Here is a 25,262-nt window from a genome sequence, read left to right as displayed (position 1 = left end):
CCGATATGGAGGTTAGCATCTTGGCTGTTGTTGTGAACCCCCAATATGAAGGAACGAACGGATGAAAATGACCAAGGCCCTGCTGGCCTCCTGCCTGTTTATGGCGGCTCCCCTGATGGCAGCCGATTACGACGTCGATGCGGCGCACACCACGGTGCAGTTCAAGGTGGGTCACCTCGGCTTCTCCGAGCTGGTGGGCCGTTTCAATACCTTCAGCGGCACCTTCAGCATGGACGACGCCAACCCGGCGGCGGCCAAGGCGAGCTTCGAGATCGATGCCGCCAGCGTGGACTCCAACCACGAGCCGCGCGACAAACACCTGCGCAGCCCTGATTTCCTCGACGTGAAGCAGTTCCCCAAGATGACCTTCGTCAGCTCCGGCTATGAGGGCACCAAGGATAAGGGCGTACTGAAAGGTACCCTGACCCTGCACGGCGTCTCCAAGGAAGTGGCCTTCGATCTGGTCCACATCGGTGAAGGCAAGGATCCCTGGGGTGGCTACCGCAGCGGCTTCAACGCCACCACCACCATCAAGCGCAGCGACTTTGGCGTGAACTACATGGTGCCGAACATCCCCGACGAGATGAGCATCAATCTGTTCGTCGAAGGCGTGCGCAAGTAATGGGCGCGGCACTCCTGCTGCAAACCCTGGCGGCTCCTTTGGGAGCCGCTTTGCTGTCGTGGCGCTGGCCGCGGCTGGGGTATCTGTGGGGCGCCCTGGCGCTCTGGTTGGTGGGCTGTCTGCTGGGCGGAGCCTACGGGCTGCCGGTCAAGGCGTGGCAGTGGCTGCCGCTGACTCTGCTGGTGCCCGCCCTGGCGGCGCAACTGGCCGACCAGCGGGCCGCGCTTGCGCTGTTTGCCGCTCTGGGGGCGCTGGTGTGGTGGCAGGGGCTGGCCTCTGTGCTGGCGAGCGAGCCTGCCATCTGGCTGGCGTTGCTGCCTGCCATCGCCTGGCTGGGATGGACCGGGCTGCGCGGTGACAGCCGCGAGGGGCTCGGCTTTGCCCTCGGCTTCATCTGGCTGGCGCTGGTGATCGGTATCGACGGCAGCCTGCTGATTGCCCAGCTGGCCGGCGCGCTGGCGGCGTTCGCCGGTTTCCGCGCCCTGCTCGGGGCCTTTGCCGGCCGCCAGGTGGCGCCCGCGGCGCTCGGGTTGGCGCTGGCCTTTGTCCAGATGCTCGCCTGGCAATACGTGGAAGTGCCGCTGCTGGTGCTGCTGCCGGTCTGGCTGTTGCCCCTGTTGGAGTGGACCTTGCGCAGCAAGCCCTGGATCCAGCGCTGGGCCCTGCTGATCCTGCTGGCGGGGATAGGAGCCGGACTCAGCCTTTGGAAGGTGTGGCCTGAAGCCTCGTTGTACTGATTTTTAGCATAAAAAACAGTCAATTAACCCGAAAGTTGACGGCTGTGTCATAGTCTGCACAGATAAAGATTGAGCCCCATAGTGCTTTCAGATAAAAAGGTTTTTCAATTATCTGGATACACACAGAACCCGGTCTGACCGGGTTCTGTTTGCCTGCTTGTTTGCGGCGCGCTAAGGAGGCCACAGTTGCGCAGTCAAGGATCTGAGCATCTGTTTTTTCGCCATTTTACCGAGCAGGGACGTCTCGACGGGCTCTGCATCCTGCTGGTTACCCATCTGCTTCCCGATCGCCCCCAGTTTATTCAGGCCCTCGATCAGATCGGGCGGATCGGCGCCATCCTGCCCAAACCCAAGTCAGTGCATGGACCGACCCTGACCTGGGCCCAGCAACACTATCCGGTACTGCCCCTCAATCGCCAGTGGACCAACACCCCGCAGGGAGTGATCGAGCACATAGCCCCGCTGGTGGCGCCCCATGAGCGGCTGATCATCCTCGATATCGGGGGCTATTTCGCCAGAACCCAGGTCACCCTCAGCGAGTATTTCGGCCCCCGTTTCCTCGGGGTGGTGGAGATGACCGAAAACGGCCATCAGCGCTACGAGCAGGAGATGCTGGCCACCCCGGTCATCTCGGTGGCGCGCAGCCCCCTCAAGCAGGCCGAGGATATCCAGATTGGCCTGAGCGTGGTCTACTCCGCCGAATCCCTGGCCCGCACCCTCAACCGCACCTTCAATGTCTGCCAGGCCGCCCTGTTCGGCTACGGCAAGGTGGGCCGCAGCATCGCCCGTGAACTCAGGTGCCGCAACCTGCATCTGGAGCTGGTGGAGACCGACGTGTTGCGCCAGGTGGAGGCGCTCTCCCACGGCTTCAAGCTGGTGGGCAAGGCCGAAGCCCTCGGTCGGGCCGAGCTGGTGATCTGCTCCACCGGCAACGGCGCGCTGGACTTGGCGGATCTGCAGCAGCTGCGCCCCGGCACCATGGTCGCCTCGGTCACCTCGGCGGACGACGAATTCGCGTTCTGCCTCGCCCAGCTGCCCTGGCCGAGCGAGGAGGTGTGCCCCCACGTGCTGGCACTGACCCGCCCCGATGGCAGCACCATCTTCCTGCTCAACCGGGGCGAGGCGGTCAACTTCGTCCACGGCGCCGTCATCGGCGAATATGTCTATCTGGTGCTGGCGGAGATCATCGAAGGGGTGCGTCAGCTGGCGTTGCAGCCGCTGGCCCCCGGCCTGTTCGACCTGCCGCAATCGACAATGCGCACCATTGCCCGCCACTGGCTGGCCGACTTCCACGGGGTCGCCCAGTGAGTGCCTTTTTCTTAGCCGCTATTGATGGAGTGACGACATGAGCGACACGACGCTGCCCACCCCCAAACCCCGCATCGAGATCCGCTACTGTACCCTCTGTCGCTGGATGCTGCGCGCCGCCTGGCTGGCCCAGGAGCTGCTCTCTACCTTCGACAGCGATCTGGGCGAGGTGGCGCTGGTGCCGGCCAGCAAGGGGGAGTTTCGCATCCTGGTGGACGGGGTGCTGGTGTGGGATCGGGTGGCCGACGATGGCTTCCCCGAGGCCAAGGAGATCAAGCAGCGGGTGCGCGATGTCATCGCCCCCGAGCGCGACCTGGGCCACGCCGATCGCAAGCCGGCCGCCGAGTAGGCCACAGCATCAATGACAAAGAGAGGGAGGCGCAGGCCTCCCTCTCTCGTTGTGGCGTCCGGTCAACGGTCGGCAGTTGTGCCCGGCTATTCCTCTGCGGGAAGGCCGATATAGCGGGCCCGCTTGTGGGGCTTGAGGCGGCTCACATCCACCCACACCAGGCCGTCGATGCAGTGGTTGAAGTCGGGGTCGATGCCAAAATCCATGAACTGCACGCCGCCCGGCTCGCACAGCTCGGAGTACTGCTTGTAGAGGGTGGGAATGGCGCAACCCAGGTTGTCGAGGCGGGCCTTGAGCTCCTTGAGATCGGCGCCGTAATCCAGCCCGGTAAACAGCGGCGGCGTGGCGGGGTAGGGGCGGCGCGACGGGGCGAGCGCGAGCTCGGGGGCAAAGTGCTGGCGATAGAAGCTCACCAGCAGATCCTTGGCCGCCGCCGGCAGGCTGCCGGAGAGCGACACCGGGCCAAACAGGTAGCGATAGCGGGGATAGCGCGCCAGATAGGCGCCGATGCCGAACCAGAGATAATCGAGCCCCCGCTTGCCCCAGTAGGCGGGCTGGATGAAGCTGCGGCCAAGCTCGATGGCAAGCGCCAGCCTGGGCAGCAATTTCTCTTCAAAGCCGAACAGGGTGTGGCTGTAGAGGCCGCCAAGCCCCTTGCTGGCCAGCAGTTCGGCCACCGGCGCGAAACGGTAGGCACCGATGATCTCGAGCCGGGCTGGATCCCAGAGAATGAGGTGGTGGTAGTCATCGTCGAAGGCGTCGAGATCCCGCCGCCTGCCGGAGCCTTCCCCCACCGCCCGAAAGGCGATTTCCCGCAGGCGCCCCAGTTCGCGCAGGATCACCGAATGGCTCAGCTCGTGGCGCCGGTAGAGGTAGATCCCCTGGCCATCCGGGGTATGGCCGAGCGCCTCGCAGGCGTCGATGGCCTGCTTGAGCTGACGGCGCTCCTCCGGCAGGGCGATGGGGGCCTCGGTGGCCAGCAAACCCCGCTTGCCGCGCCCGACTCGGTAGAGGTGGCTGCGCACCAGCCGGGCCGCGCTCTTGGCGGGCAGCTCCTGCACCCCGCTGGCCGGGATGCGGGCGCCGATGGTGACGCCGATGCGCTTTCCTTGCTGGCGAAACAGCTGCTTGACCAGCAACAGCCCCGCCCAGTCGTTGTGGAGCCAGGCGGCGAGATAGAAGGAGAGACCGTTGCGCCCGTCCAGGTGGATGGGCACCAGCGGGGTGCGGGTGCGCTGGGCCAGCTTGATGAAGCCCGCCTGCCAGGGGCCGTCCTTGACTCCCTTGGGACCGAGGCGCGACACCTCGCCGGCGGGAAAGATCACCAGCGCCCCTTCGCTTGCCAGGTGCTCCCCCATCGCCAGGATGGCGCGCCGGTCGGTCTTGCCGCCCAGGTTGTCCACCGGCAGCAGCAGGGGGCGCAGCGGCGTCAGCTGGGCCAGCAGCTGATTGGCCACTATCTTGACGTCCGGCCGGATGCGGCCAAGCAGGCGCAGCAGAGCCAGCCCGTCGAGGGAGCCGATGGGATGGTTGGCGACGATGATGACCCGGCCGCTGGCCGGAATGTGCTCGAGCTGGGCCTCGCTCACCCGGTAGTCGAAGTCGAGCTCGGCCAGTGCCTGCTCGACGAAGTCGAGTCCGCGCAGGTGGGGATGACTCGTGGCAAAGCGTTGAAACGCCTGCTCGTGCAGCAGCCAGCGCAGCCCCTGCCGGAGCAGGGGGCGCAGCAGGCTGTGGGCCGAGAGGCGGGGCAGGTGTTGTTGTAGCAGGGCATCGACACTGAACATGGGCTGGGCTCCGATGAGTCGTTGCCCTAGCGTGACGCCCTTCTGTTCCCGCCCCATGGCAGCGGGATGACAGTTTGATGGCAAAGAGGGGAGCCGGTTAACCGGCTCCCCTCTTTGGTTATGGCGGTGACGATGGCCGGTTTAGCCGCGCCAGGCCGAAGTCAGGCGCACCAGCTCCACCAGGGTGGTGACCGCTTTCTCCATGGATTGCAGCGGGATGAACTCGTGCTTGCCGTGGAAGTTGTGGCCGCCGGTAAACAGGTTGGGGCAGGGTAGCCCCATAAAGGAGAGCCGCGCCCCGTCGGTACCGCCGCGAATGGGTTTGATCCTCGGGGTGACGTCGGCGGCCAGCATGGCGGCCTTGGCCAGCTCGACGATGTGCATGTGCGGCTCGATCTGGCTGCGCATGTTGCGATAGCTGTCGGTCAGGGTGAGCTCGATGCGCGCCCTGGGCGCCTCCAGCTGCAGCGAGGCGACCCGCTCCTTGAGCTGGGCCTTGCGGGCGGCGAAGCCCTCGTCGTCGAAGTCGCGGATGATGTAGTGCAGGCTGGTCTCTTCCACTGTGCCGTTCATCTGGGCCAGGTGGAAGAAGCCCTGATAGCCGTCGGTGCACTCCGGGGTCTGCTCGGCGGGCATGGCGGCGTGGAAGCGGGCAGCCAGGGTCTGGCTGTTGATCATGCTGCCCTTGGCGGTGCCGGGGTGCACGTTGTTGCCGATAAAACGCACGGTGGCACCGGCAGCGTTGAAGTTCTCGTATTCGAGCTCGCCCAGTTCGCCGCCGTCTACCGTATAGGCCCATTTGGCCGGGAAGCGGTCCAGCGGGAAGCGGTCGGCGCCGCGGCCTATCTCCTCGTCCGGGGTAAAGCCGAGCCAGACATCGCCACGGGGGATCTCGGGGTGGGCCAGCAGGTGGTCGATGGCGGTGAGGATCTCGGCGATGCCCGCCTTGTCATCGGCCCCCAGCAGGGTGCTGCCGTCGGTGGTGATGAGATCCTGTCCCAGATAGTTTTTCAGGAAGCGGTAATCGCGGATGGCCAGCACCTCGTCCCCCTTGCCCAGACAGATGTCGCCGCCCTGATAGTTTTCGATGATCTGGGGCACCACGTGCGCCGCCTCGTAGTCGGCGGTATCCATGTGGGCGATGAGGCCGATGGCCGGCGCGTCCGGCTGGTTGCCCGGCAGGCAGGCGGTGAGGTAGCCGTATTGGTCCAGGGTGACCCGGCTCAGTCCCATCTGCTGCATCTCGTCGCACAGGGCGCGGGCGAAGACGAGCTGTCCCTCGCTGCTGGGACAGGCGGGATTGGTCGCATCGGAGCGGGTATGAAAAGTCACGTAACGCAGAAAACGCTCAAGCAAGGTATCCATTGGCAAGCCTCGTACCGGTGGGGAGGGGCCATTGTGGCCAATCTGGCGGCGCGGCTTTTTGCGTCAGCGCAGTTTTTGCCGCATTTTTTGGCGAAGATCTGGCTGTAAACGTGTAAGGTGGTTCAGGCTGTGGTTGTTGATATCAAGCGCAGCATAAAATATCCAATTGCTGACATTTTTAAGCGGCTTGTGATGTGGCCAGGCAGGCGCTCAGCACTGAGGGTGTCGGGGGCGACAACGGATGGCGCAAACCGGCGTTATTTTCAGGGTGGAAAAGAGGGGGTGGACGGACTTCTTCCCCCGCGTGCCAGGCCTGCTGGCGGCAAGATTTGATCGCCTTATTAAAAGCAGTTTTTGAACACTATTTTTTATTGTCACCGCTGGCGGTAAGTGTGTACACTCCGCGCCGATCCAAGGGTAACCCTGAGCAGGCAGAGGCCGCCAGACTCCCGGAAGATCAGACGCCTATAGGGCGAGGCACGCAGCAACGACAGACACTGCTAGGGTATGGTTTCTTTAATACCGGTTAGGCTCCGGTATCAGGGAGAACAACGGACACTCAATGTCCAGCTGACCGAGTGAGCCAACGGCTCATCATCTTCCCTTGTCATGGGCGGTCACTGGTGCTGAGCTGGCTGTGGTTGTTGTCGTCTATCAACACGCACGCGTGCTGACGCCTTCGCTTCTCTTCCTTGAAACCTTCCCTTGCTGTCGTGATGGCTGCCGAATGATGAACGGACCGCGTGGCTGATGCTGTCCGTCATCAAAGTACCGCGGCGCTGTTAGCACAGCACCGCATACCGTTGAGCTTGATGTAAAGCCACCAGCCCCACATCAAGACTCGTTACTTCCCCAAGATCCACCAGGCAGCCTAGGCTTGCCGCGATGTGCAAGGGATGTGACGGAAGGGCCCGGGTCAACCCGCCGCGTAGTGCGCGCAGGTTGCAGGAGTCGCCCTTCCCGAGCCGGCAGGCCGCCTCGGCGCGCCGCACCTTGTCATCGATGGTCTGGATGTGATTGAGGGTAACGAAGGCGGCCACCGGCCGCTCATTTGCGAGGCATAGCCCATGACTAACTGGTCCAGCAAGGACTCCTTGAAGGTCTACAACGTTCCCTACTGGGGTGCGGGTTTTTTCAACATCAATGACGCCGGTCATGTGACCGTCGCTCCCGACAAATCACGCCCTGATGCACAGATAGTGCTCTCCGACGCCATCGAACAGTTGCGTCAATCCGGGCTGACCACTCCGGTACTGCTGCGTTTCCCCGACATCCTCAAGAGTCGGGTCGATGCGCTGTTCAACGCCTTCGGTCAGGCCATCGAGAAGTCAGGCTATGAAGGGGACTACCTGTGTGTTTACCCGATCAAGGTAAACCAGCAGCGTCGCGTCATCGAGACCATCAGCCAGTCCTACAGCGACAAGCCCCGGCTTGGCCTGGAAGCTGGTTCCAAACCGGAACTGCTGGCCGTGCTGTCCCATCACCATGAGCAAGGCTCGGTGATCGTCTGCAACGGTTACAAAGACCGCGAATATATCCGCCACGCCCTCTTGGGCAACCTGATGGGCCACAAGGTCTACATCGTGGTGGAGAAGCCCTCCGAGCTGGAAATGGTGCTGGACGAGTCAGCTCGTCTCAACATCAAGCCCAACATCGGGGTGCGTGCCAAGCTCGCTTCCACCGGCTCCGGCATGTGGGAATCGAGCGGCGGCTCCATGTCCAAATTCGGTCTGTCCGCCTCCCAGATCCTGGCGCTGATCGAGCGTCTGCGTGGGCTGGGCAAACTGGACTGCCTGCAACTGCTGCACTTCCACCTGGGTTCCCAGATCGCCAACATCCGCGACATCCAGGGCGGCATCCGCGAGTGCGGCCGTTTCTACGCCGAACTGCGTCGCCTCGGTGCCAACATCGAAGTGGTTGACGTCGGTGGCGGCCTGGGGGTGGACTACGAGGGAACCCGTTCCCAGAGCCACTGCTCCGCCAACTACAGCCTCTCCGAGTACGCCAACAACGTGGTGTGGGGCATCGGCGATGTCTGCCGCGAGTTCGACCTGCCGCACCCGACCATCATCAGCGAGTCCGGCCGTGCCCTGACCGCTCACCACGCCGTGCTGGTCACCAACATCATTGGTGCCGAAGGGGTGGAGATGAACGACATCAGCGCACCGGACGAGGATGCGCCCACCATTCTGCAGAACATGTGGAAAGGCTGGCTGGACCTGCGCAGCGAAGATCCCTCCCTGCTGGAGATCTTCCACGACTCGGTGGCAGACCTCGGTGACGTCAATACCCAGTACACCATGGGTCTCTTGAACCTGGAGCAACGCGCCTGGGCCGAGATGCTGCACCAGAACACCTGTCTGGCGCTCAAAGAGCTGCTCAACCCGGTCAACCGCAACCACCGTGCGCTGGCTGACGAGCTCTCTGAGAAACTGGCTGACAAGTGTTTTGCCAACTTCTCCCTGTTCCAGTCCCTGCCGGATGCCTGGGGTATCGGTCAGGTGTTCCCGGTGATGCCGCTGGCCGGCCTCGAGCGCCCGCTCACCCGCCGCGGCATCCTGATGGACATCACCTGTGACTCCGACGGTCAGGTCGAGCACTACGTCGACGGTCTGGGGGTCGAGAGCACCCTGCCGATGCCGGTCTACGGCGAGAACGAAGAGTGCCACGTCGGCTTCTTCCTGGTCGGTGCCTACCAGGAGATCCTGGGGGATCTGCACAACCTGTTCGGTGACACCCACTGCGCGGAAGTGTGGCTCGATGACGAAGGCAAGATGGACATTCGCAACGTGGTGCGCGGCGACACCGTCGACCAGCTGCTGCGTTACGTCAACATCGACCCGTCCGTCATCCGCGAGAACTACCAGCGCATCGTCTCCCACCCGGCGCTGGACGACGCGACCCGCAAGGCCCTGCTCGACGAGCTGGAGCTGGGTCTGCAAGGCTACGCCTACCTGGAAGACGAATAAGCCCGAGGCTTGTTCACCCGCACCGCGAGACCACGTGGCGCGGAGATAAAAAAAACGGCGCCTGCGGGCGCCGTTTTTGTTGTGCACGATCCACCGCAGTATGCGCCGGCGGGGTGAGTCTTGGGTTGGGTACGGCTGATGGATGTCGGTGTTGGGCCCCATGGGCCGCAGATCCGGCAGATATCCGCGTCGGCCGTCGCTTCCCTTGATCTGCATCAAGTTTGCAGCGGCCGGGTTATCTTACGGTCAGAGTGATGTTGAAGGGATGTAACAAAGGATGTGCGTATGGAACTTGAAAGGGACCCGAGATGCTACACCGACGTCTGTATCGACGGTAAGTGGTATCACTACGATCACTGCAGCACCCACGTCTACATGTTGATGGGGGGCGCAGCGCCCTGCCTGCAGCTCGCTTATGAGCCCAGCAGCGAGGAGGAGCTTATCGAGATGCTCCGCCAGCTCGCCCGCTGCTGAACTACATTGCCAGCATTGCCAGCATTGCCTGCGGCCATCGGCAGCTTGCCGCTGGCCGCGCTTCATTTATCTGCTCAATTGTCTCGGTTTTGCCCCAGCAGTGTCTTGCCGAGCGCCTGCACGGCAATGGCCGCGGCGTAACCGGTGTCCGACTTGCCTATCTCATCGGCTACATAGAGGAAGTTGGAGCGATACTTCTCCACCGCCTCACGCGGGTTGGCCGCGTCGATGAAATCCTCTTCCACCTCGAACCCCTGCGTCAGCAGCGCCTCTTTCTCGGGCAGGAAGGTGGGGGAGGCCATGTCGATAAAGGTGTACTGCTGCCGGTTGGAGGCCGGGATAGAGAAAAACTGGTACTTCGCCATTTGCGATACCTCGCCTGAACGGTTGTGTCGTGATGCGAGCTTCCTCTCGCCGGACTTTCGTCGAACTGTTTCTCGGGCGTCGAATTGATCCCCGGGCCTGTTGCAGGCAATAAAGGTAACGTTCGAATCTTGTTGTGGCTGAAGATTACCCCGCTTTATCCTCATCGCACAATGGGTAGCCGATACTTTTTTCGCCAAGAAAAACAATGCGGCCCGACGGTCTGGATTGGCAAAAAAAGCCAGCCCCGGCAAGGGGGCTGGCGTGGGTGATTGGCGCCGGCTCAGAGCACGAAGCTTTGCACCATGGCACGCAGCTGCTCGGTGAGCTGGTGGATCTGGCGGGCGGCGTCGCGGGCGGCGTTGGCCACCTGCAGCGCCTCGTCGCTGCCATCGGAGATGCGCACCACGTTGCGCTCTATCTCGTTGACCACGGCCCCCTGCTGCTCGATGGCGCTGGCGATCACCGAGTTGGTGTCGACCATGCTGCCCACCCGCTCGGTGATGGCGCCAAAGGCCTGCTGGGCCTCCTGGGCCAGACCGACCCCCTCCTGTGCCTCGCGGCTGGCGGCGGACATGGCGTTGACCGAGGCGCGGGCACCGGTTTGCAGCTGCTCGATCATCTGCTGGATCTCGACCGTGGCCCCCTGGGTGCGGTTGGCCAGCGAGCGCACCTCGTCGGCTACCACCGCGAAGCCGCGCCCCTGCTCACCGGCGCGGGCCGCCTCGATGGCGGCGTTGAGCGCCAGCAGGTTGGTCTGCTCGGCGATGCCGCGGATCACCCCGATGACGCCACCAATCTGGCTGCACTGCTGCTCCAGCTGGCCGATGGTCTCGGCGGTGCGCAGCACCTCGCGGTTGATGTGGTCGATGGCCTTGATGGTACGCTCGACCACCGCCTCGCCCTGACCCACCACGGCCTGCGCCTCCTGGGTCATGCGGGCGGCCTGCTGGGCGTTGCCCGCCATGTCGTGGGAGGTGGCGGCCAGCTCCTTGATGGCGGTGGCCACCTGATGGGTCTCCCCTTGCTGATCGGCGATCACCTCCTGGGAGCGGCAGGTCCGTGCTTCGATTTCGGTGGCGCTCTCCACCACGCTGACGCCGTTCTCCCGCACCCGCAGCATCAGGGTGCGCAGGGTCTGCAGGGTCACGTTGTAATCCCGGCTGATGGCCGCCAGCTCATCCTGGCCGACGATCTCGATCTGTTGGCTGAGATCCTGGGCGTTGACCCGGGCGGCGATCTCCCGCACCCGGCCCACGGTGCCACGCAAGGAGAGATAGGCGCCGATCATCAGGTAGAGATAGACCAGCAGGATGGCGGTCAGCGGCGCCGTGACCCACCAGAAGTGGCTCTGGTTGGCGGCCATGCGCTGGTGCAGATCCGCCTCCAGCCGCTGGCGCACCTGACCGGCCAGCGTCGTGATGGCGGCATCCAGCCCATCCCCCAGCGCCAGCACCTCCTTGCTGGAGAGCTGCACCTGCTGATCCTTCATCATCTTGTTTTCCAGGGTGACGACCCCCTGATGGGCCTGCTGCAACAGGGCGTCGGTCTGCTGGCCCAGTTCGCTGCGATAGGCGGGCGCCATCTCATAGAGCAGGGTCAGGTCGGCTTCCAGCTCCTGCAGGGTGGCGTTGATGAGGTCGAGGCGAAAGCGCAGGGCGCTATACCCTTGGGCCTGAAACAGGCCGAAGTCGGCGATGGTGGCGGCGCGATCCCGCACCTGAGCCAGCAGGTCGCGCAGTTGCGGTAGCCGTTCGCTGGCGAGCACCACCATGTAGTAGGTGCCGAGCGCGGGATCCTGCACCAGGCTGCTGGCGGCGGTGATGCTCTTGTAGAGGTGGCGCACCTCGGTCAGCAGCTTGTCGTGGCGCAGGTTGCTCTGATCCACCTCGACCCCGAGCGCCTCGCTTTGCAGGCTGGACCACTCCTGGGCGAGGGTATCGAAGGTGGGGTTTTGCTGTTTGGTGGCTGCGAAGGCGGCCAGGCTCGCATCGACGGCCCGGGCCGCGGCCTTGACCTCCTCTTCGCCGACCGGGTTTTGCTCATAGCCGTGCCGGGTGACCAGGTTGCTATGGGTCAGCAGGGCCTGCTCGATGGCGGGCAGCGGCGCCAGCTTGACCACGCCGGCCAGCTCCTTGCGGGCCTGGGCGTTGTCATCCTGCAGCCGACCCAGCAGGTTGGTCATGCTGTAGGCGAGCGGCAGCAGCATCAGGCAGGACCAGAGCAAAAACTTGTATTTGAAGGAGAGCTGATTGCCGAGCCGGATGGCGGGCGTGAATATCCATTTCATATGAAGCCTCGGGCCCCGACGGGGCGTGTAGCGGGATGGCTGGATATTACTCCTCGCCGGGTGGCTCGGCTGGGGGCGGGGTGGAAGTTGTGATCCCCTTGGCTTTTTCACGCGGAGAAGGGGCTGAATGGGTCAGAAAAACGGGCCACCCTGAGGGTGGCCCGTTGCCGATGGGAGAAGGTCGCGGCTCAGTTGAATGCCAGGAAGGGCGAGACGCAGAGCAGCAGGCCGGTGACGATGATGATGTAGAGGGAGACTCCCTTGTACTTGTGCAGCGCCGGCACCTGATAGACCAGGTAGGCCGGGATGAGGCACCCCACCATGCCGAAGATGGGGCTGCAGATGGAGGTGAAGCTCAGTACCGGGGCGTTGAGCACGATGGCCCCCCAGGAGAGCAGCACGGTGAACAGCATGATGCCCTTGCCCACCAGCCCCTTGTTGATGCGATCTTCCGGCATCACCCGGCGCAGCAGGTTCATCGCCAGCCCCTGGCAGGCTTCACGAAAGCCCAGATAGACGCCGAAGTAGGCGGTCATCACCGCGAAGATGTTGAGGGTGAGGCTGAGCAGCTTGAGGGTCTGGCCCGGCATGCCCTGGGCCACCATGGCCAGCGCCGAGATGTTCTCCTCGGAGGCCTTGACCGCCTGCTCGTGGCCCATGGCGAGGGTGAAGGAGACGGCGTAGAAGAACACCACCACGAACAGGATGCCGAAGGCGATGTTCATGGCGCGCATCGCCTTGAAGCGGGCCACTTCCAGGGACTTTTCCCGCGAGCGGTAGGAGATCACCATGGGGCTCAGGCTCTGGATGAAAAGAATGGAGGTGAGGGTGAAGGGGAGCATGACGATGGCATCCTTCAGCCAGTCACCGCTGGCCGGCATGGCGGTGATGTTGGCGGCATCCCACTTGCCCACCATCATCAGGCCGAGCACCGCCACCACGCTGATCTTGGTCAGCACCATGAAGGTGGAGATCTTGAACAAGAGGTTTTCGCCGCGCGAGGCCAGCGCCACCAGGGCGCAGATCAGCACCAGCCCGTAGAAGGGATTCTCGGAGAGCAGTTGCTGGGTGACCCCGAAGCTTTGCAGGAAGGAGGCGCTGTCATTGGTGATGGCGGTGGAGTAGACGAACACCCAGATCACCAGCATCACGAAGTAGAGGGCACCAAGCAGCACGCCCCAGTTCTTGCCGAGGTAGCCGCTGATGACGCTGGGGTAGTCCTTGCACTCGGGCGAGGTGGCCAGGGTATTGATGAAGAGGCGCTGGAACATGTACATGGCCGGGTAGCCGATCACCGCCGACAACAGAAACACCCACAGCCCCATCAGTCCAACCTGTACCGGCAGGAAGACGATCCCCGCCCCGATGGCCATGCCGATGCTCATGATGACCCAGCCCCAGTCGGTGCTGTCAAAACGAACCGCTTCTTTCCATTCCAGCGTGCCCATCACGGGCCGGGTGAGTGTCGTACTGTGCGCGTCCATAAAATACCTTGTTTTTGTAGGGGTAAAAATCAGGCGCAAATATAGTTGAATAAAAAGCGGCAAAACAATGCTTTTTATCGCTCTTCTACCTAAAGAGGGAGACAGATCACGCTTTCAATTTGCGCCTGCTACCGAATTTATCGCTGTTTTTGCAGGTTTTAGTTGAACGGAATGCCTAATAAGCAAATAATGTTGAACAAGACGAGACTATTGATTGCAAAAATAATTGCATTTTAAGGAGTGGCGATATGAAAAAGATCATCGTGGCGGATGCCGCACCCGATGCCATCGGTCCCTACAGTCATGGCACTGCCTATGGCGACCTCATCTTTACCTCCGGCCAGCTGCCGGTGTGCAAACAGCAGGGCGGCGTGGTGGAAGGGGGAATCGAAGCCCAGAGCCGTCAGGCGCTGGAGAACCTCAAGCATGTCTTGGAGGCCGCCGGCGGCAACCTGGATACCGTGCTCAAGACCACCTGTTATCTCGCCGAGATCAGTGATTTTGCCGCGTTCAACGAGGTTTATAAACGCTATTTCCTGAAAGATTGCCCGGCCCGCAGCTGCTTTGCCGTGAAGGATCTGCCGATGGGTGTCAGGGTGGAAGTGGAAGCGATCGCTCACATCGCTGGTTAATGTTGATAGAAAGGGTGTTCTGATGAAGCAAGCGTGGCAGCAGTATCTGCAGATTATTCAACAGGTTGTCAAACCGGCGCTGGGTTGTACCGAGCCCATCGCCGCCGCTTATGCCGCCGCCGTCGCCGCCCGGCAACTGGGCTGCAAGCCCGTCCGGCTGGAGGTGGTGGTGTCGGACAACCTCTACAAAAACTCCATGGGAGTCTATGTGCCGGGTACCGGCAAGATTGGGCTGGCCATTGCCGCTGCCGCCGGCGCCATCGGCGGCAACGCCGAGGTCGGACTGGAGGTGCTGGCCGCCATCACGCCGGCCCAGGTCGCAGAGGCGCAGGAGCTGATCGATGCAGGCCAGGTGCAGGTGAGCCGCACCTCGGCCCCCGAGTTCATCTATTGCCGGGTCCGCTTGCTGGGCCTTGATGCAGAGGGCACCGAGCACAGCGCCGAGGTGACCCTGTGCGGTGGCCATACCCGCATCGTCGAGCAGCGCCGCAATGATGAAGTGACCTTCACGGCCGAGCAAGGCCAGGGTGGCGCCACCGGCGCCATCTGCGATGGGGTTGACATCAGCATCGCCGCCATTCATGAGTTCGCCACCCAGGTGGAGTTCGAGCAGATCCGCTTTATCCTGCAGGCCTCCGAGCTCAACGGCAAACTCTCCGACGAGGGGATGAACAACCCCTACGGCCTCGAGATCGGCCGCACCATGCAGCAGAACATCCAGGCCGGTCTCATCGGCGAGGATGTGATGAACCGCATCGTGATGCGCACCGCGGCGGCCTCCGATGCCCGCATGGGGGGCGCCAGCCTGCCGGCCATGAGCAACTTCGGCAGCGGCAACCAGGGCATCGCCGCCACCATCCCGGTGGTGGTCATCGCCGAGCGCTTCGGTGCCAGCGAAGAGCAGCTGGCCCGCGCCCTCATCATGAGCCACCTGGGGGCCATCTACATCAAGTCCCACTATCCGCCGCTGTCGGCCTTTTGCGGCAACACGGTCACCAGCGCGGCGGCGGCCATGGCCATGGTCTATCTGGCGGGCGGCAGTTTCGAGCAATCCTGCCACGCCATCCAGAACGTGCTGAGCGACAGCGCCGGCATGGTGTGCGACGGCGCCAAGGCCTCCTGCGCCATGAAGGTGAGCACCTCCTCCGGGGCGGCGGTGCGCGGCTTCCTGATGGCGCTCAACAGCCATGCAGTGTCGGGGCAGGGGATCGTGGCGGGCAACGTGGAGCAGACCATTCGCAACGTGGGCCAGATGGTCAAAGACGGCATGTCTGCCACAGACAGCACCATTATTGATATCATGTCCGCCTGAGTGTCCCTGTCGGCTGCCGCCCTTGTCCGGGTCGGCGGCCCTTTTATAAGGTTTCAATGTGAAGCTGCAAGAGCTGAGTCAGACCGATTTCGAGATCCTCAAGGCGATGGAGATCATCGTGGACGGCATCGCCGCCATGTATGGTCAGCACACCGAGGTGCTGCTGCACAGCCTGGATGCGCGCAATCCGTCGATCATCAAGATTGCCAACGGCCATATCACGGGGCGCAGCGTCGGTGCCCCCATCACCAACCTGGCGATGATGAAACTCAAGAGCGGGCAGGATATCTCCAGCCCCTACATGACCAAGTGCGCCACCGGCAAGACGCTGCGCTCGCTTACCACCGTCATTCGCAATGGCGAGGGGCAGGCCATCGGTCTGCTCTGCATCAACACCGACATGGATGCCCCGCTGCAATCCGTGCTGCGCACCATGATGCCGGAGTGCCTGCACGGCCACGATGGTCATGCCACCCCGGAGGTGTTTGCCCGCAACATCGACGAGGCCCTCAACAGCACCATCGACACCGTCAGTGCCGAGGTGCGCGGCAACGAGGCGGTGCCCCCATCCCAGAAGACCCGGGTCATGGTCAACCAGCTGCACGAGCTCGGCATCTTCGAGCTCAAGGACAGCGCCCAGATAGCGGCCCGCCAGCTCGGCATCTCGGTTCACTCCATCTACCGCTATCTGCGGGAGATCAAGAAGGGCTGAGCACGGCGCCAGCCAGCATTAACGGGTCAGCATTGACCCGTTTTGTTTTTTCCGCCCCCCGCCTGCGTCTTGGCTGCCCCGGCGCATCTGTTATCATGCCTCTTCAGTTTTTGTTATCTCATTGAGCCTGCTGGAGAAACCATGTCCCGTACCCTCTATCTGCTGCGCCACGGCCAGACCCGTTACAACGCCGAACTGCGGCTGCAGGGGCGCTGCAACTCCGAACTGACCGCCAAGGGGGAAGCCCAGGCCCTCGCCATGGGCTCCCGCCTGGCCAAGCTCCTGGCCGAGCCTGCCGACTGGACCCTTTACGCCAGCCCCCTCGGCCGGGCGCGCCAGACGGCGGAGCGGGTGTGCCAGCAGCTTGGCCTGGACCAAGCGCGTATCGTCTGGGACAAGCGGCTGGTGGAGCTGGGGATGGGGGAGTGGGAGAGTCGCCGGGTGCCCGAGCTGCTGGCGGCCCACCCCGAGCTGGATCTGGAGCAGCCAGACTGGTATCTGCAAGCCCCCGAGGGGGAGAGTTTTCAGAGCATTCGAGGCCGGGCCCTGAGCTGGCTGCAGGATGAGCGTATCGCCGAGCGGGCCATCGTGGTCTCCCACGGCCTGTTCGGCGCCATGCTGCGCGGCGCCTATGCGGACTTGGATTACACCACCACCTGGCTGCAGGAGCTGCCGCAAGATGCCTTCTTCAAACTGAGCGGCGGCCGCATCGAGCGGATCCCCTGCTGACCCCAACCAAAACGGCTCGCCATTGGCGAGCCGTTTGTTGTTTAGCCAACGGCCAATTTTGCTGCATCCTTCCACATAAATGGCGGCATCGGAGTACTGAGACGCCATTTAATGTTCATCGGTTGGCTGCCAGTGTGGGATACGTACTCCACCTCACCAAAGTTCACAAAGCCGAGGGTGCGGCCAAATTCATCTTTGCTCTGTTCACGAACGAACAGAAACACGCGCTTACCCTCTGCCCTGTGGTTTATGTAACTCAGCCCCTTGCCTCGCTCTGGGCGAGCGCTGTTTTGGCTCTGCCAATGGAACAGCGACTCGTTGATGGCGTAGTCGTGATAACGGGTGGTGGGGGAGAAGTGCTGCTCCGTTTTGTTCAAGGTCACGAACAGCAACTCGATATTTTGCTCTGTGATGACATACACCCCTTCGCGAGCCGAGGGCTGTTGCGTGAAGGTGGTTGCCCCAAAGCCAACCAGCACCTGCTCTCTGGCATAGCGAGCATGCAGTTGCAGTGGATTGCCGGGAAGGTCAGGCATGGCCAGTTGCTCGTGTTGCACCCGGTTGATCAGCATAGGCAACAGATCTGCCAGCTCGGCCCTTAACTCAGGTTGATTGAGTTGTTTCAGGCTGTGCCCCAAGGAGCTAAAGCCTGCGTTGGGGCCGCTCTGTTGCCAGAAGTCGTAATGGCACATCAAGGCCATCCGCTCATCGTGCTCAGCCGTTAAGGTAAAGGCGCTTTCCACCAAGGTTTGTAAGAAGTTCAAGTAATGGAGCGCATCGCAGCCCAATAGCCGGGTTTTGATGGCCCGGGTGTAGAGGGTCGACAGCTTCTCATCGCTCATTTCAGAAATGGTATGGTTGTGGGCCTGTTTGACCAAGGCGCTCCAATTACCGCGCTTGTAGATCTCCTCAAGGCTGATATGAGGGTAGAACTTCAAAAAATTCGCCAGTGTCAGCGGTAAATCGCAATCCTGTGAGAAACGGCGGATCAGGCCCATGAGGCGCGAGGTATTGAGAGTCGCCTTTTTGATATTGCTCAGAATTAACTCTTGGGTCTGTTTTGAGAGCTCGATGCGGCAGCCCAAGGGGGCGTGAGGGAAGCCCTGTTTGATCTCGTGGCTGATCGCCTTATTGGTTTTACCCACCAGTGCCCGGAATTTCTGGGCAAAGTCATACTCCGCACGGGCATTCCCAACAAAGTCCAATACGGTGCAGCACTCTTTATCGCTCGCCAGCCGCAGGCCGCGCCCTAATTGCTGCAAGAAGATGGTGAGGCTTTCCGTTGGTCGTAAAAACAGCAAGGTATCGACTTCCGGGATATCAACCCCTTCGTTGAAGATGTCCACCACGCAGAGAATATTGATAACGCCGGTACGCAAATCTTGTTGCTTACTATGTCGCTCGTCTCGGTTATCGCTAGTGAGGATGTCAGCCTTGATGCCCTTCAATAAAAATGCCTTGCACATAAAATCGGCATGTTCACGGCTCACACAAAATGCCAGTGCTTTGATTTTGGTAATATCGGTGACGATCTCATTGAGGCTCTGGACTATCTTCTGTACCCGCTGCTGACTGTGGGTATAGATATTGGTGAGCTCAGTGATGTCATAACGGCCATTTTTCCAAGTCACTTGGCGCAAGTCAGTATCATCATCGATACCAAAATATTGGAATGGACAGAGATGGCGACGATTGATTGCCTCGGGCAAGCGGATTTCTGCTGCGATGACACCACAAAAGTCGGCAAGAATATCACCGCCATCATGGCGCTCTGGCGTTGCGGTTAATCCCAACAGAATCTGAGGTTCAAAGGCGGCGAGCAGACCGCGATAACTGGCCGCCGCAATATGGTGAACCTCATCAATGACGATGTAATCAAAATAGTCTTGGCTAAGACGTAAATTAGCCAGCTGGTTATTCAAGGATTGCACCGAGGCAAATAGTTGACGGTAGTGGGTTGGCACGGCGCCGCCGACCAAGAGTTCGCCAAAATTTGATTGCTTGAGCACTCCGCGGTACGAGGCTAATGCTTGGCGCAAGATCTCCTCTTTGTGGGCGACAAACAGAAACTTGGCATCGGGTTTGGTTTTCAGAAAACGCGCAAAATCAAAGGCGGAGATCAGAGTTTTCCCTGTACCGGTAGCCGCTACCACCAAGTTACGAAAGCGCTGGTGTAAAGCGCGCTCCATCGCCAATTGTTCAAGGATCTCCAGTTGATGGGGAAACGGCGTGATATCAAAGAAATAGGAAGAGCTATTTCTATCACCATCGCCACGGGCCTCTTGCAGTGCATGCTGCAATTTTGTACGGCTTTCGAGCCTGCCATCAAACAGCTCAAAATCATCGGATTCCCAATAGGTTTCAAAGGTACTCAGGGATTTCTCGATAATATGAGGGATCTCTTGCGAGGTGATTTTTAAGTTCCACTCCAAGCCGCTGGTGAGGGCAGAGTGAGAGAGGTTGGATGAACCTATATAGCCGGTATGAAAGCCGGTATTTCGGCAAAATAGATAACTTTTGGCATGCAACCGCTCGCGCTGGGTGTTATAGCTGAGTTTGACTTCGGTATTGGGGAGGTTGGCTAAAAATTCAACTGCCTTAGCGTCGGTTGCTCCCATATAAGAGGTGGTAATCACTTTCAATTGGCGGCCGCTACGGGTGAACTCCTCCAGTTCATGACGGAAAATACGGATACCTGCCCACTTGATAAATGAGACCAGCCAGCAGATGCTATCTGCCGATAATATCTCCCGTTTAATCTCTGACTCCATTGACAAACCCGCATTGCTGCCGCAGAACAGCTCGCTTTGCGTTAGACCGGTCAGAGGAAAAATATCTTCGGCATATTGCTTTAAATTGGCAGAGATGGGGTTATCCAACTGGTAGAGCGCGGTCAGAATTTTCCCCTGACTATCGATGAGGTTCTCACCAATAAAATCTGGGTCTTGCGTGCGATCTTTTAGCCAAAGCAATAACTGGTTAGCCAGCTCAATCTGCCGTTGCAGTTGATCTTCTCCAGTGACAGAACCCACCGCATATTCCAAAACACGACTCAGAAATCTGGATAACCAGACTGCCGCTTCGGCAGGTTCAAGCTGGCGTTCCCCTACGTAAAAGCGCTCGCGGTCGAGTCGAGATGTCAGCAGTTGAGTAATGAGTTGTTCATAAATACCACATTGTTGCATCGAACACTGGCCTTGAACGTTGTACATGAGGGTGGCGAGAAGAGTATCATTTTTTCCAACCAAATCAGTAAGCTGTTGTCGCCTGTTACTCGTTTGAAAATTGCCCCGATTTTCCGTGATACAACTCGGCAGTGGTAACCACAGGGAGGTGGTGATGGATCCGGTTTCTTATCTTTTCTCGGCTTATCTCAATCTGGTACAGCAGCAGGTATCGGATATTTATGGCACTGAGCTCAAGTCGCTGGTGGTGGAGTATGAGGGGGAACAAATCCCCTTTGCCTTCCAGTTTTGGCAGCTGCAGCCGAAAAGCGTCTGCCGCAGCTACGAGCAGGATGCACGGCGCTTCAGCCAATGCACCGTCAAGGCGGCAGCGCTATTTAGCAAGCTGTGTGATCAGTTGTCGCGCCAGGATGACAGCCACTCGCAGCAGCCCCAGTATCGCGCCATGTACTGCGCCGCTTCAGTTAACTACCGCCCCATGATCGCCGATATTCGCGAGAGTAAACCGGATGCGGCCCGGCAGGCTGAGCGCGCCTGCAATCAAGCCATTCTGGCCGCGATGGACAGTGATGATGAAACTCTACTGGCCCAGCGTGACCAGGCGTGTCGCACCCAACAGTGAAGGCCAACGCCGCCTTCACTCAACTAGCGGCTTTGCTCGGCCATCTTTGCGCCATTCAGCACAGATGCTGGGTGTGTACTTGAGTATGATGAGGGCGCCCACAGGTCAGTCTGTCGGGCCAGCGCTATCGACACATATCAGCCAGGAGGGGACATGATCAGCCATATCGACCATCTGGTATTGACGGTCAGTGATATCGAGCGGGCCGTGGCGTTTTACAGCTCGGTGCTCAACATGGAAGCCATCACCTTCGGGGCTGGGCGTCGGGCCCTGCGCTTTGGCAACCAGAAGATCAATCTGCAACTGCTGGGGCAGGAGCCGCGCAACCGGGCGCAGGTGGGCGCGGGGGATCTCTGCCTCATCACCCGCTGGCCGCTGGAACAGGTCATCGCCCAGCTCCATTGCCACGGGGTGGCGATAGTGGAAGGGCCGGTGACCAAGAGCGGGGCCTGCGGCCCCATCGAGTCGGTCTACTGCCTGGATCCGGATCAGAACCTGATTGAGATCAGCCGTTATCCCTGATGGCGCTTGGCATCGGGTGACGGCCGGTAGATGTCGCCCTGCCGGGGCGATCGGGGCAAGTGGTAAAAGGCTCCGTGCTAGCCCCATCCTGACACACAGCCGCAACGGGTCCTGACAAGGGCCCTAGAAGGGAGCCTCGCTCTCCTGCGCATCCTGTAGAAACTGTTCCCGCTCCGCCTGATAGGCGGCCTCGTCTTCGCTGTCCCAGACCGGGGTTGGCTGTTTGCCGGCCGGCGGTAGGGCTGGCGCTGTCAGCGTCTGCATCACCTTCTGTTGCAGATAGGGGAAGAAGGGGTTGGAGGAGGTGCGGGTGAGGGCGCCGGAGTTGACGATCAGCACACCGCGCTCACCGCGCAGGGCCAGGCCCCCCAGGTTGATGCCGTATTGCTCGCGCTGCTCGGGCCGTGGCGCCATGCCGTAGAGGGGGTCATCCATCGGGAAGGGCAGGGCCACGTGGGAGAGGGAGTAGATCTCCCTGGGGTAGTCGATGTCGAGGGGCTGGATCTGCTCAGGCCCGCCACCGGCCGGCAAACTGCTGGCCTGGGTGCGGGTGCTGGCGGGCGCCTGGTTGCCTACCACCGTCAGCCGGTAGGAGAGCGGCGGGCGCGGCAGCAGGTGGCTCAGCGCCAGCTCGGAGGCGCTGCTCAGCAGCGGGCCGAACAGGGTGCCGCGGTTGATGTCGAACAGCACCAGCTCGCTGCCGTTGGCAGGCAGGAAGTGATAGAGATCGGCGATGATGGAGCGGGTACTGACGGTGTAGTCCATCACCGACTGGAAGGTTAGGGTGGGCGGGAAGGCCGCCAACTCGCCGCTGGCAGCCTGCTCACGCACCTGCTGCTGGATGGTGTGGGTCAGCCGGTAGGACTGGCGCGCGCCGTTGACCGGGAACGAGTTGTACTTGAAGGGGTTGAACTCCGGCATGGTGTCGAGCCAGGCGGCGCTGGCAAAGGCGGGCAGCAGGGCGGGCACCGCTTTGAGGCCGGCGAAGCGGGCAAAGCGGGTCACCCCTATCATGGGGGAGATGAGCACCAGCCGATCCGGCCTTGCCAGTGCCCCTGTCTTGTCACCTTCCGCATCGAGCGCATATTTTACCGCCAGCGCCCCGCCGTTGGAAAACCCCACCAGATGCAGCGGCAGCGGGCTTGGCGCCAGCACCCTGGCCTCGCGCACCGCCAGCCGGGTGGCGGCCAGCCAGGTCTCCCAGTCGATGTCGACCAGCCCGGCCGGCACGGTACCGTGGCCCGGAATGCGCAGCCCCAGGGCGATGAAGCCCTGCTCGCGGTAGCGCTGGGCCAGGTGGCGCAGGCTGTAGGGGGAGTCGGTCAAACCGTGCAGGAACACCGCCACCCCTTTTACCTCGCCGCTCGGGCGCAGCAGATAGGAACGGTTCCAGTCGGTTGCAAAATGAGCCGGATTGATGGGGGCATCCTGATAGTAGCGATTGCTGTCGAGCTGCTGCTCCGGCGGCGTTCTGGCGATCACCTCCTTGGTCACCAGCTCGAACAGCTGCTGCTCGTGGGCCAGATAGGCCTGCCAGTCGCTGTCATCGAGCTGCTCGGCGCTGAGCTCGGGCGGCACCAGGGTGTGCCAGGGCTGCAGTGGCGCCGCCTGCCAGGCGAAGTAGGCGATCAGGGCCCAGCCGAGCAACAGCAAGCCCAGCAGGCTGAGAAGAAGGCGGCGAACGAGGCGGCGGGTGCGAGCCAGCATGGGAGAGTCCTTGGCACTGATAAAAGAGGGGCGGCCCCGCGTCCACGGCGGCCGTACTAAGGGTCGAAAGCTGGCTTAAAGCCTAAGGGAAACAAGGTGATAAGTACAGACAGTGAGCGGCTCATCCAAGCAAACAGAGGGCAGCCCCGGGGCTGCCCTCTGTGGTAATGCTGTCCGTCTTCGTGGTCGCTGGCGGCGTCAGCAGACCCCTTGAGCCAGCATGGCGTCGGCCACCTTGACGAAGCCGGCGATGTTGGCGCCGCTTTCGTAGTTCACGTGACCCGTATCATCCTGGCCATAGTGTACGCAGGTGGCGTGGATGCTGGTCATGATCCCCTTGAGGCGGGCATCCACCTCCTCCCGGCTCCAGCAGAGACGCTGGGCATTCTGGCTCATCTCGAGGCCCGAGGTGGCGACCCCGCCGGCGTTGGCGGCCTTGCCCGGGGCAAACAGCACCTTGGCCTCGTGCAGGCGGCGGATGGCGGCGGCGCTGCTCGGCATGTTGGCCCCCTCGGCCACCAGTTGCACGCCATTGGCAATCAAGGTGGCGGCGTCCGACTCATCCAGCTCGTTCTGGGTGGCGCAGGGCAGCGCGACGTCCGTCGGCAGGTGCCAGGGAGTGCGGCCGCTGAAAAATTCCAGCCCCTCTTCGTGGGCATAATCGGCGATGCGCTTGCGCTGCTCGTTTTTGAGCGCCATCAGCCGCGCCAGTTTCTCGGGGGTAAAGCCTGCCGGATCGTAGACGGTGCCGCCGGAGTCGGAGGCGGTGATGACCCGGGCGCCGAGGGCCATCGCCTTCTCGATGGCGTACTGGGCCACGTTGCCTGAACCGGACACAGAGACCGTCATGCCGTCCAGAGATTGTCCCCGGTTGGCCAGCATGGCCTCGACGAAATAGAGCAGGCCGTAACCGGTGGCTTCCGGGCGGATCAGGCTGCCGCCAAAGGAGAGCCCCTTGCCGGTAAAGACGCACTCGGCGCTGTTGGTGAGCTTCTTCATCATGCCCGCCATGTAGCTCACCTCGCGCCCGCCCACCCCGATGTCGCCGGCCGGCACGTCGGTGTCGGCGCCGAGGTGGCGATGCAGCTCCAGCATCAGCGCCTGGCAGAAGCGCATCACCTCTCCCTCGCTCTTGCCCTTGGGATCAAAATCGCTGCCCCCCTTGCCGCCGCCCATGGGTAAGGTGGTGAGGGCGTTCTTGAAGGTCTGCTCGAAGGCGAGGAACTTGAGCACCGAGGTATCCACCGAGGGGTGAAAGCGCATCCCCCCCTTGAAGGGACCGATGGCGGAGCTGTGTTGCACCCGGTAGCCCCGGTTCACCTGCACCTGCCCTCGATCATCCACCCAGCTCACCCGAAACTGGATCAGCCGCTCCGGCTCCACCAGCCGCTCCAGCAGGCCGTGCTGCAGGTAGCGGGGGTGGCGCGCCACATAGGGCCAGATGGAGGCGATCACCTCGCTCACGGCCTGAATGAACTCCGGTTGGTGGGGATTGCGGCTGGCGACCTGGGCCAGAAAATCCGCCTGGGAGAGGGAATGACTCATCTGTAACTCCTGTAGTGAAGGGTAAAAGTGGCCTCTTGCCAGAGAAAAGTGCACACCCTGCAGCCAAATTTATGGTTTTTGTCAGGCCTGGATGCAGGTGAATATTTGGTGTTTTTCGCAATTGGGTGAAAATTGTTGTGCGAATCGCCGAAAACAGCAGAAAAGAGCGCCGGAAGGGGCAGATAATTTGCGCGAATCAAAATCTTTTTATGCATTTTTGATTAATAAATAGCAAGAAAATGTTGCTGTCATTTGGCTTGGGTTATCGTTTATTGCATATTTCATGCATCTTTATTGCGTAGCGAGAGAACCCCGCACAACGGCGGAAGTGGCCATTGCCATGCTGGCTTCGACGGCGCTGGCGGCAATCGAATGGCCGCGCATGACGATGCAATACCGGGGGCTTGCCGCGTGACAGGGGGCGCATTTTGCGAGAAGGGGACGGGCCGAGTGCAACTATCCGGCGTGTGTCAGGGGGCAATATGTTAATGTGTCGGCGCTTTTTGCCGGACAGGTCGGTAGCGGCCTTTTTTGAAGATGGAATGATA

At 61.4% G+C, this 25,262-nt stretch carries 21 protein-coding genes; 12 read left to right on the top strand and 9 right to left on the bottom strand.

The genetic code is table 11. The annotated features are described in order from the left end of the window. The first annotated feature begins 61 nt into the window (after window positions 1-61). The 4 genes from QLG02_RS19160 (at window position 62) to QLG02_RS19145 (ending at window position 3,016) form a co-directional block, all read left to right on the top strand. A complete protein-coding gene (locus QLG02_RS19160) occupies window positions 62-622 on the top strand; it encodes a YceI family protein (protein WP_011705502.1) in 561 nt (186 codons plus the stop codon). Next, a complete protein-coding gene (locus QLG02_RS19155) occupies window positions 622-1,359 on the top strand; it encodes a hypothetical protein (protein WP_282465911.1) in 738 nt (245 codons plus the stop codon). Before QLG02_RS19160 ends, QLG02_RS19155 begins: the two co-directional genes overlap by 1 nt. A 186-nt stretch (window positions 1,360-1,545) precedes the next feature. After that, window positions 1,546-2,667 (top strand): adenosylhomocysteinase, encoded by a 1,122-nt coding sequence (locus tag QLG02_RS19150; protein WP_077095545.1) that lies wholly within the window; start codon window positions 1,546-1,548, stop codon window positions 2,665-2,667. Between the two features lie 37 nt (window positions 2,668-2,704). Further along, on the top strand, window positions 2,705-3,016 hold the full coding sequence (locus QLG02_RS19145; protein ID WP_029303416.1) for a SelT/SelW/SelH family protein: 312 nt from the start codon (window positions 2,705-2,707) through the stop codon (window positions 3,014-3,016). A gap of 86 nt (window positions 3,017-3,102) precedes the next feature. Here QLG02_RS19145 and QLG02_RS19140 read toward each other — a convergent pair whose 3' ends face one another. From QLG02_RS19140 to QLG02_RS19130, 3 genes are all read right to left on the bottom strand, one after another. Then, complete coding sequence (locus tag QLG02_RS19140; RefSeq protein ID WP_282465910.1) at window positions 3,103-4,803, bottom strand: lysophospholipid acyltransferase family protein; 1,701 nt, start codon at window positions 4,801-4,803, stop codon at window positions 3,103-3,105. A 141-nt stretch (window positions 4,804-4,944) separates the two neighbouring features. Continuing rightward, complete coding sequence (gene pepT, locus QLG02_RS19135; RefSeq protein WP_282465909.1) at window positions 4,945-6,168, bottom strand: peptidase T; 1,224 nt, start codon at window positions 6,166-6,168, stop codon at window positions 4,945-4,947. A 782-nt stretch (window positions 6,169-6,950) separates the two neighbouring features. Beyond that, window positions 6,951-7,208, bottom strand: coding sequence for a hypothetical protein (locus tag QLG02_RS19130; RefSeq protein WP_043160732.1), 258 nt, complete (start codon window positions 7,206-7,208; stop codon window positions 6,951-6,953). Window positions 7,209-7,235: 27 nt separating this feature from the next. Between QLG02_RS19130 and speA the strand changes: the two genes are divergently transcribed. Together speA and QLG02_RS19120 are read left to right on the top strand one after the other, a co-directional pair. Further along, window positions 7,236-9,137, top strand: a complete 1,902-nt coding sequence (speA, locus tag QLG02_RS19125; protein WP_017409891.1) for a biosynthetic arginine decarboxylase — start codon at window positions 7,236-7,238, stop codon at window positions 9,135-9,137. A gap of 285 nt (window positions 9,138-9,422) precedes the next feature. Beyond that, the gene (locus tag QLG02_RS19120) at window positions 9,423-9,611 is read left to right on the top strand and encodes a hypothetical protein (protein WP_042065358.1); all 189 of its coding nucleotides are present in this window, start codon (window positions 9,423-9,425) and stop codon (window positions 9,609-9,611) included. 74 nt (window positions 9,612-9,685) lie between these two features. On the opposite strand, the gene QLG02_RS19115 is transcribed toward QLG02_RS19120, so the two are convergent. The 3 genes from QLG02_RS19115 to QLG02_RS19105 all read right to left on the bottom strand — a co-directional run bounded on the left by QLG02_RS19115 (window position 9,686) and on the right by QLG02_RS19105 (window position 13,748). Further along, a complete protein-coding gene (locus tag QLG02_RS19115; protein ID WP_282465908.1) occupies window positions 9,686-9,976 on the bottom strand; it encodes a hypothetical protein in 291 nt (96 codons plus the stop codon). A 281-nt stretch (window positions 9,977-10,257) separates the two neighbouring features. Beyond that, window positions 10,258-12,264 (bottom strand): methyl-accepting chemotaxis protein, encoded by a 2,007-nt coding sequence (locus QLG02_RS19110; RefSeq protein ID WP_282465907.1) that lies wholly within the window; start codon window positions 12,262-12,264, stop codon window positions 10,258-10,260. Window positions 12,265-12,452: 188 nt separating this feature from the next. After that, on the bottom strand, window positions 12,453-13,748 hold the full coding sequence (locus tag QLG02_RS19105) for an amino acid permease (protein ID WP_041218311.1): 1,296 nt from the start codon (window positions 13,746-13,748) through the stop codon (window positions 12,453-12,455). 248 nt (window positions 13,749-13,996) lie between these two features. Between QLG02_RS19105 and QLG02_RS19100 the strand changes: the two genes are divergently transcribed. From QLG02_RS19100 to QLG02_RS19085, 4 genes are all read left to right on the top strand, one after another. Continuing rightward, window positions 13,997-14,380, top strand: coding sequence for a Rid family detoxifying hydrolase (locus QLG02_RS19100; RefSeq protein WP_005299455.1), 384 nt, complete (start codon window positions 13,997-13,999; stop codon window positions 14,378-14,380). A 22-nt stretch (window positions 14,381-14,402) separates the two neighbouring features. Continuing rightward, on the top strand, window positions 14,403-15,692 hold the full coding sequence (locus QLG02_RS19095; RefSeq protein WP_135320131.1) for an L-serine ammonia-lyase, iron-sulfur-dependent, subunit alpha: 1,290 nt from the start codon (window positions 14,403-14,405) through the stop codon (window positions 15,690-15,692). Window positions 15,693-15,750: 58 nt separating this feature from the next. Beyond that, the gene (locus tag QLG02_RS19090; RefSeq protein ID WP_005299461.1) at window positions 15,751-16,404 is read left to right on the top strand and encodes a PAS domain-containing protein; all 654 of its coding nucleotides are present in this window, start codon (window positions 15,751-15,753) and stop codon (window positions 16,402-16,404) included. Window positions 16,405-16,545: 141 nt separating this feature from the next. Further along, window positions 16,546-17,133, top strand: a complete 588-nt coding sequence (locus QLG02_RS19085; RefSeq protein ID WP_282465906.1) for a histidine phosphatase family protein — start codon at window positions 16,546-16,548, stop codon at window positions 17,131-17,133. A gap of 41 nt (window positions 17,134-17,174) precedes the next feature. Here the strand turns inward: QLG02_RS19085 and QLG02_RS19080 are convergent, their stop codons facing one another. Beyond that, window positions 17,175-20,318, bottom strand: a complete 3,144-nt coding sequence (locus QLG02_RS19080; RefSeq protein ID WP_282465905.1) for a DEAD/DEAH box helicase — start codon at window positions 20,316-20,318, stop codon at window positions 17,175-17,177. Window positions 20,319-20,472: 154 nt separating this feature from the next. Here QLG02_RS19080 and QLG02_RS19075 point away from each other — a divergent pair, with 154 nt between their 5' ends. Together QLG02_RS19075 and QLG02_RS19070 are read left to right on the top strand one after the other, a co-directional pair. Beyond that, entirely contained in the window at window positions 20,473-20,940 is a 468-nt protein-coding gene (locus tag QLG02_RS19075) for a hypothetical protein (protein ID WP_270827101.1), read from the top strand. Between the two features lie 153 nt (window positions 20,941-21,093). Next, a complete protein-coding gene (locus QLG02_RS19070; RefSeq protein ID WP_282465904.1) occupies window positions 21,094-21,462 on the top strand; it encodes a VOC family protein in 369 nt (122 codons plus the stop codon). Window positions 21,463-21,585: 123 nt separating this feature from the next. Here QLG02_RS19070 and QLG02_RS19065 read toward each other — a convergent pair whose 3' ends face one another. Together QLG02_RS19065 and gdhA are read right to left on the bottom strand one after the other, a co-directional pair. Continuing rightward, window positions 21,586-23,169 carry an alpha/beta hydrolase gene (locus QLG02_RS19065; protein ID WP_282465903.1) on the bottom strand — a complete coding sequence of 528 codons (1,584 nt, stop codon included), beginning with the start codon at window positions 23,167-23,169 and terminating at the stop codon, window positions 21,586-21,588. Between the two features lie 198 nt (window positions 23,170-23,367). After that, window positions 23,368-24,714, bottom strand: a complete 1,347-nt coding sequence (gene gdhA, locus QLG02_RS19060; RefSeq protein ID WP_254202437.1) for an NADP-specific glutamate dehydrogenase — start codon at window positions 24,712-24,714, stop codon at window positions 23,368-23,370. Window positions 24,715-25,262 lie beyond the last annotated feature (548 nt).

Source organism: Aeromonas sp. V90_14, assembly GCF_029967615.1.
In the GTDB taxonomy this organism is placed as follows: domain Bacteria; phylum Pseudomonadota; class Gammaproteobacteria; order Enterobacterales; family Aeromonadaceae; genus Aeromonas; species Aeromonas hydrophila.
Note: the sequence above shows the minus strand (reverse complement) of the source record. Positions and strands in the feature narration are given on the sequence as shown.

Coding starts and splice junctions, on each gene's coding strand:
- QLG02_RS19160 (WP_011705502.1), top strand. CDS start 62: ATGAAAATGACCAAGGCCCTGCTGGCCTCCTGCCTGTTTATGGCGGCT.
- QLG02_RS19155 (WP_282465911.1), top strand. CDS start 622: ATGGGCGCGGCACTCCTGCTGCAAACCCTGGCGGCTCCTTTGGGAGCC.
- QLG02_RS19145 (WP_029303416.1), top strand. CDS start 2,705: ATGAGCGACACGACGCTGCCCACCCCCAAACCCCGCATCGAGATCCGC.
- QLG02_RS19140 (WP_282465910.1), bottom strand. CDS start 4,803: ATGTTCAGTGTCGATGCCCTGCTACAACAACACCTGCCCCGCCTCTCG.
- pepT (WP_282465909.1), bottom strand. CDS start 6,168: ATGGATACCTTGCTTGAGCGTTTTCTGCGTTACGTGACTTTTCATACC.
- speA (WP_017409891.1), top strand. CDS start 7,236: ATGACTAACTGGTCCAGCAAGGACTCCTTGAAGGTCTACAACGTTCCC.
- QLG02_RS19120 (WP_042065358.1), top strand. CDS start 9,423: ATGGAACTTGAAAGGGACCCGAGATGCTACACCGACGTCTGTATCGAC.
- QLG02_RS19115 (WP_282465908.1), bottom strand. CDS start 9,976: ATGGCGAAGTACCAGTTTTTCTCTATCCCGGCCTCCAACCGGCAGCAG.
- QLG02_RS19110 (WP_282465907.1), bottom strand. CDS start 12,264: ATGAAATGGATATTCACGCCCGCCATCCGGCTCGGCAATCAGCTCTCC.
- QLG02_RS19105 (WP_041218311.1), bottom strand. CDS start 13,748: ATGGACGCGCACAGTACGACACTCACCCGGCCCGTGATGGGCACGCTG.
- QLG02_RS19100 (WP_005299455.1), top strand. CDS start 13,997: ATGAAAAAGATCATCGTGGCGGATGCCGCACCCGATGCCATCGGTCCC.
- QLG02_RS19095 (WP_135320131.1), top strand. CDS start 14,403: ATGAAGCAAGCGTGGCAGCAGTATCTGCAGATTATTCAACAGGTTGTC.
- QLG02_RS19085 (WP_282465906.1), top strand. CDS start 16,546: ATGTCCCGTACCCTCTATCTGCTGCGCCACGGCCAGACCCGTTACAAC.
- QLG02_RS19080 (WP_282465905.1), bottom strand. CDS start 20,318: ATGCAACAATGTGGTATTTATGAACAACTCATTACTCAACTGCTGACA.
- QLG02_RS19075 (WP_270827101.1), top strand. CDS start 20,473: ATGGATCCGGTTTCTTATCTTTTCTCGGCTTATCTCAATCTGGTACAG.
- QLG02_RS19070 (WP_282465904.1), top strand. CDS start 21,094: ATGATCAGCCATATCGACCATCTGGTATTGACGGTCAGTGATATCGAG.
- QLG02_RS19065 (WP_282465903.1), bottom strand. CDS start 23,169: ATGCTGGCTCGCACCCGCCGCCTCGTTCGCCGCCTTCTTCTCAGCCTG.
- gdhA (WP_254202437.1), bottom strand. CDS start 24,714: ATGAGTCATTCCCTCTCCCAGGCGGATTTTCTGGCCCAGGTCGCCAGC.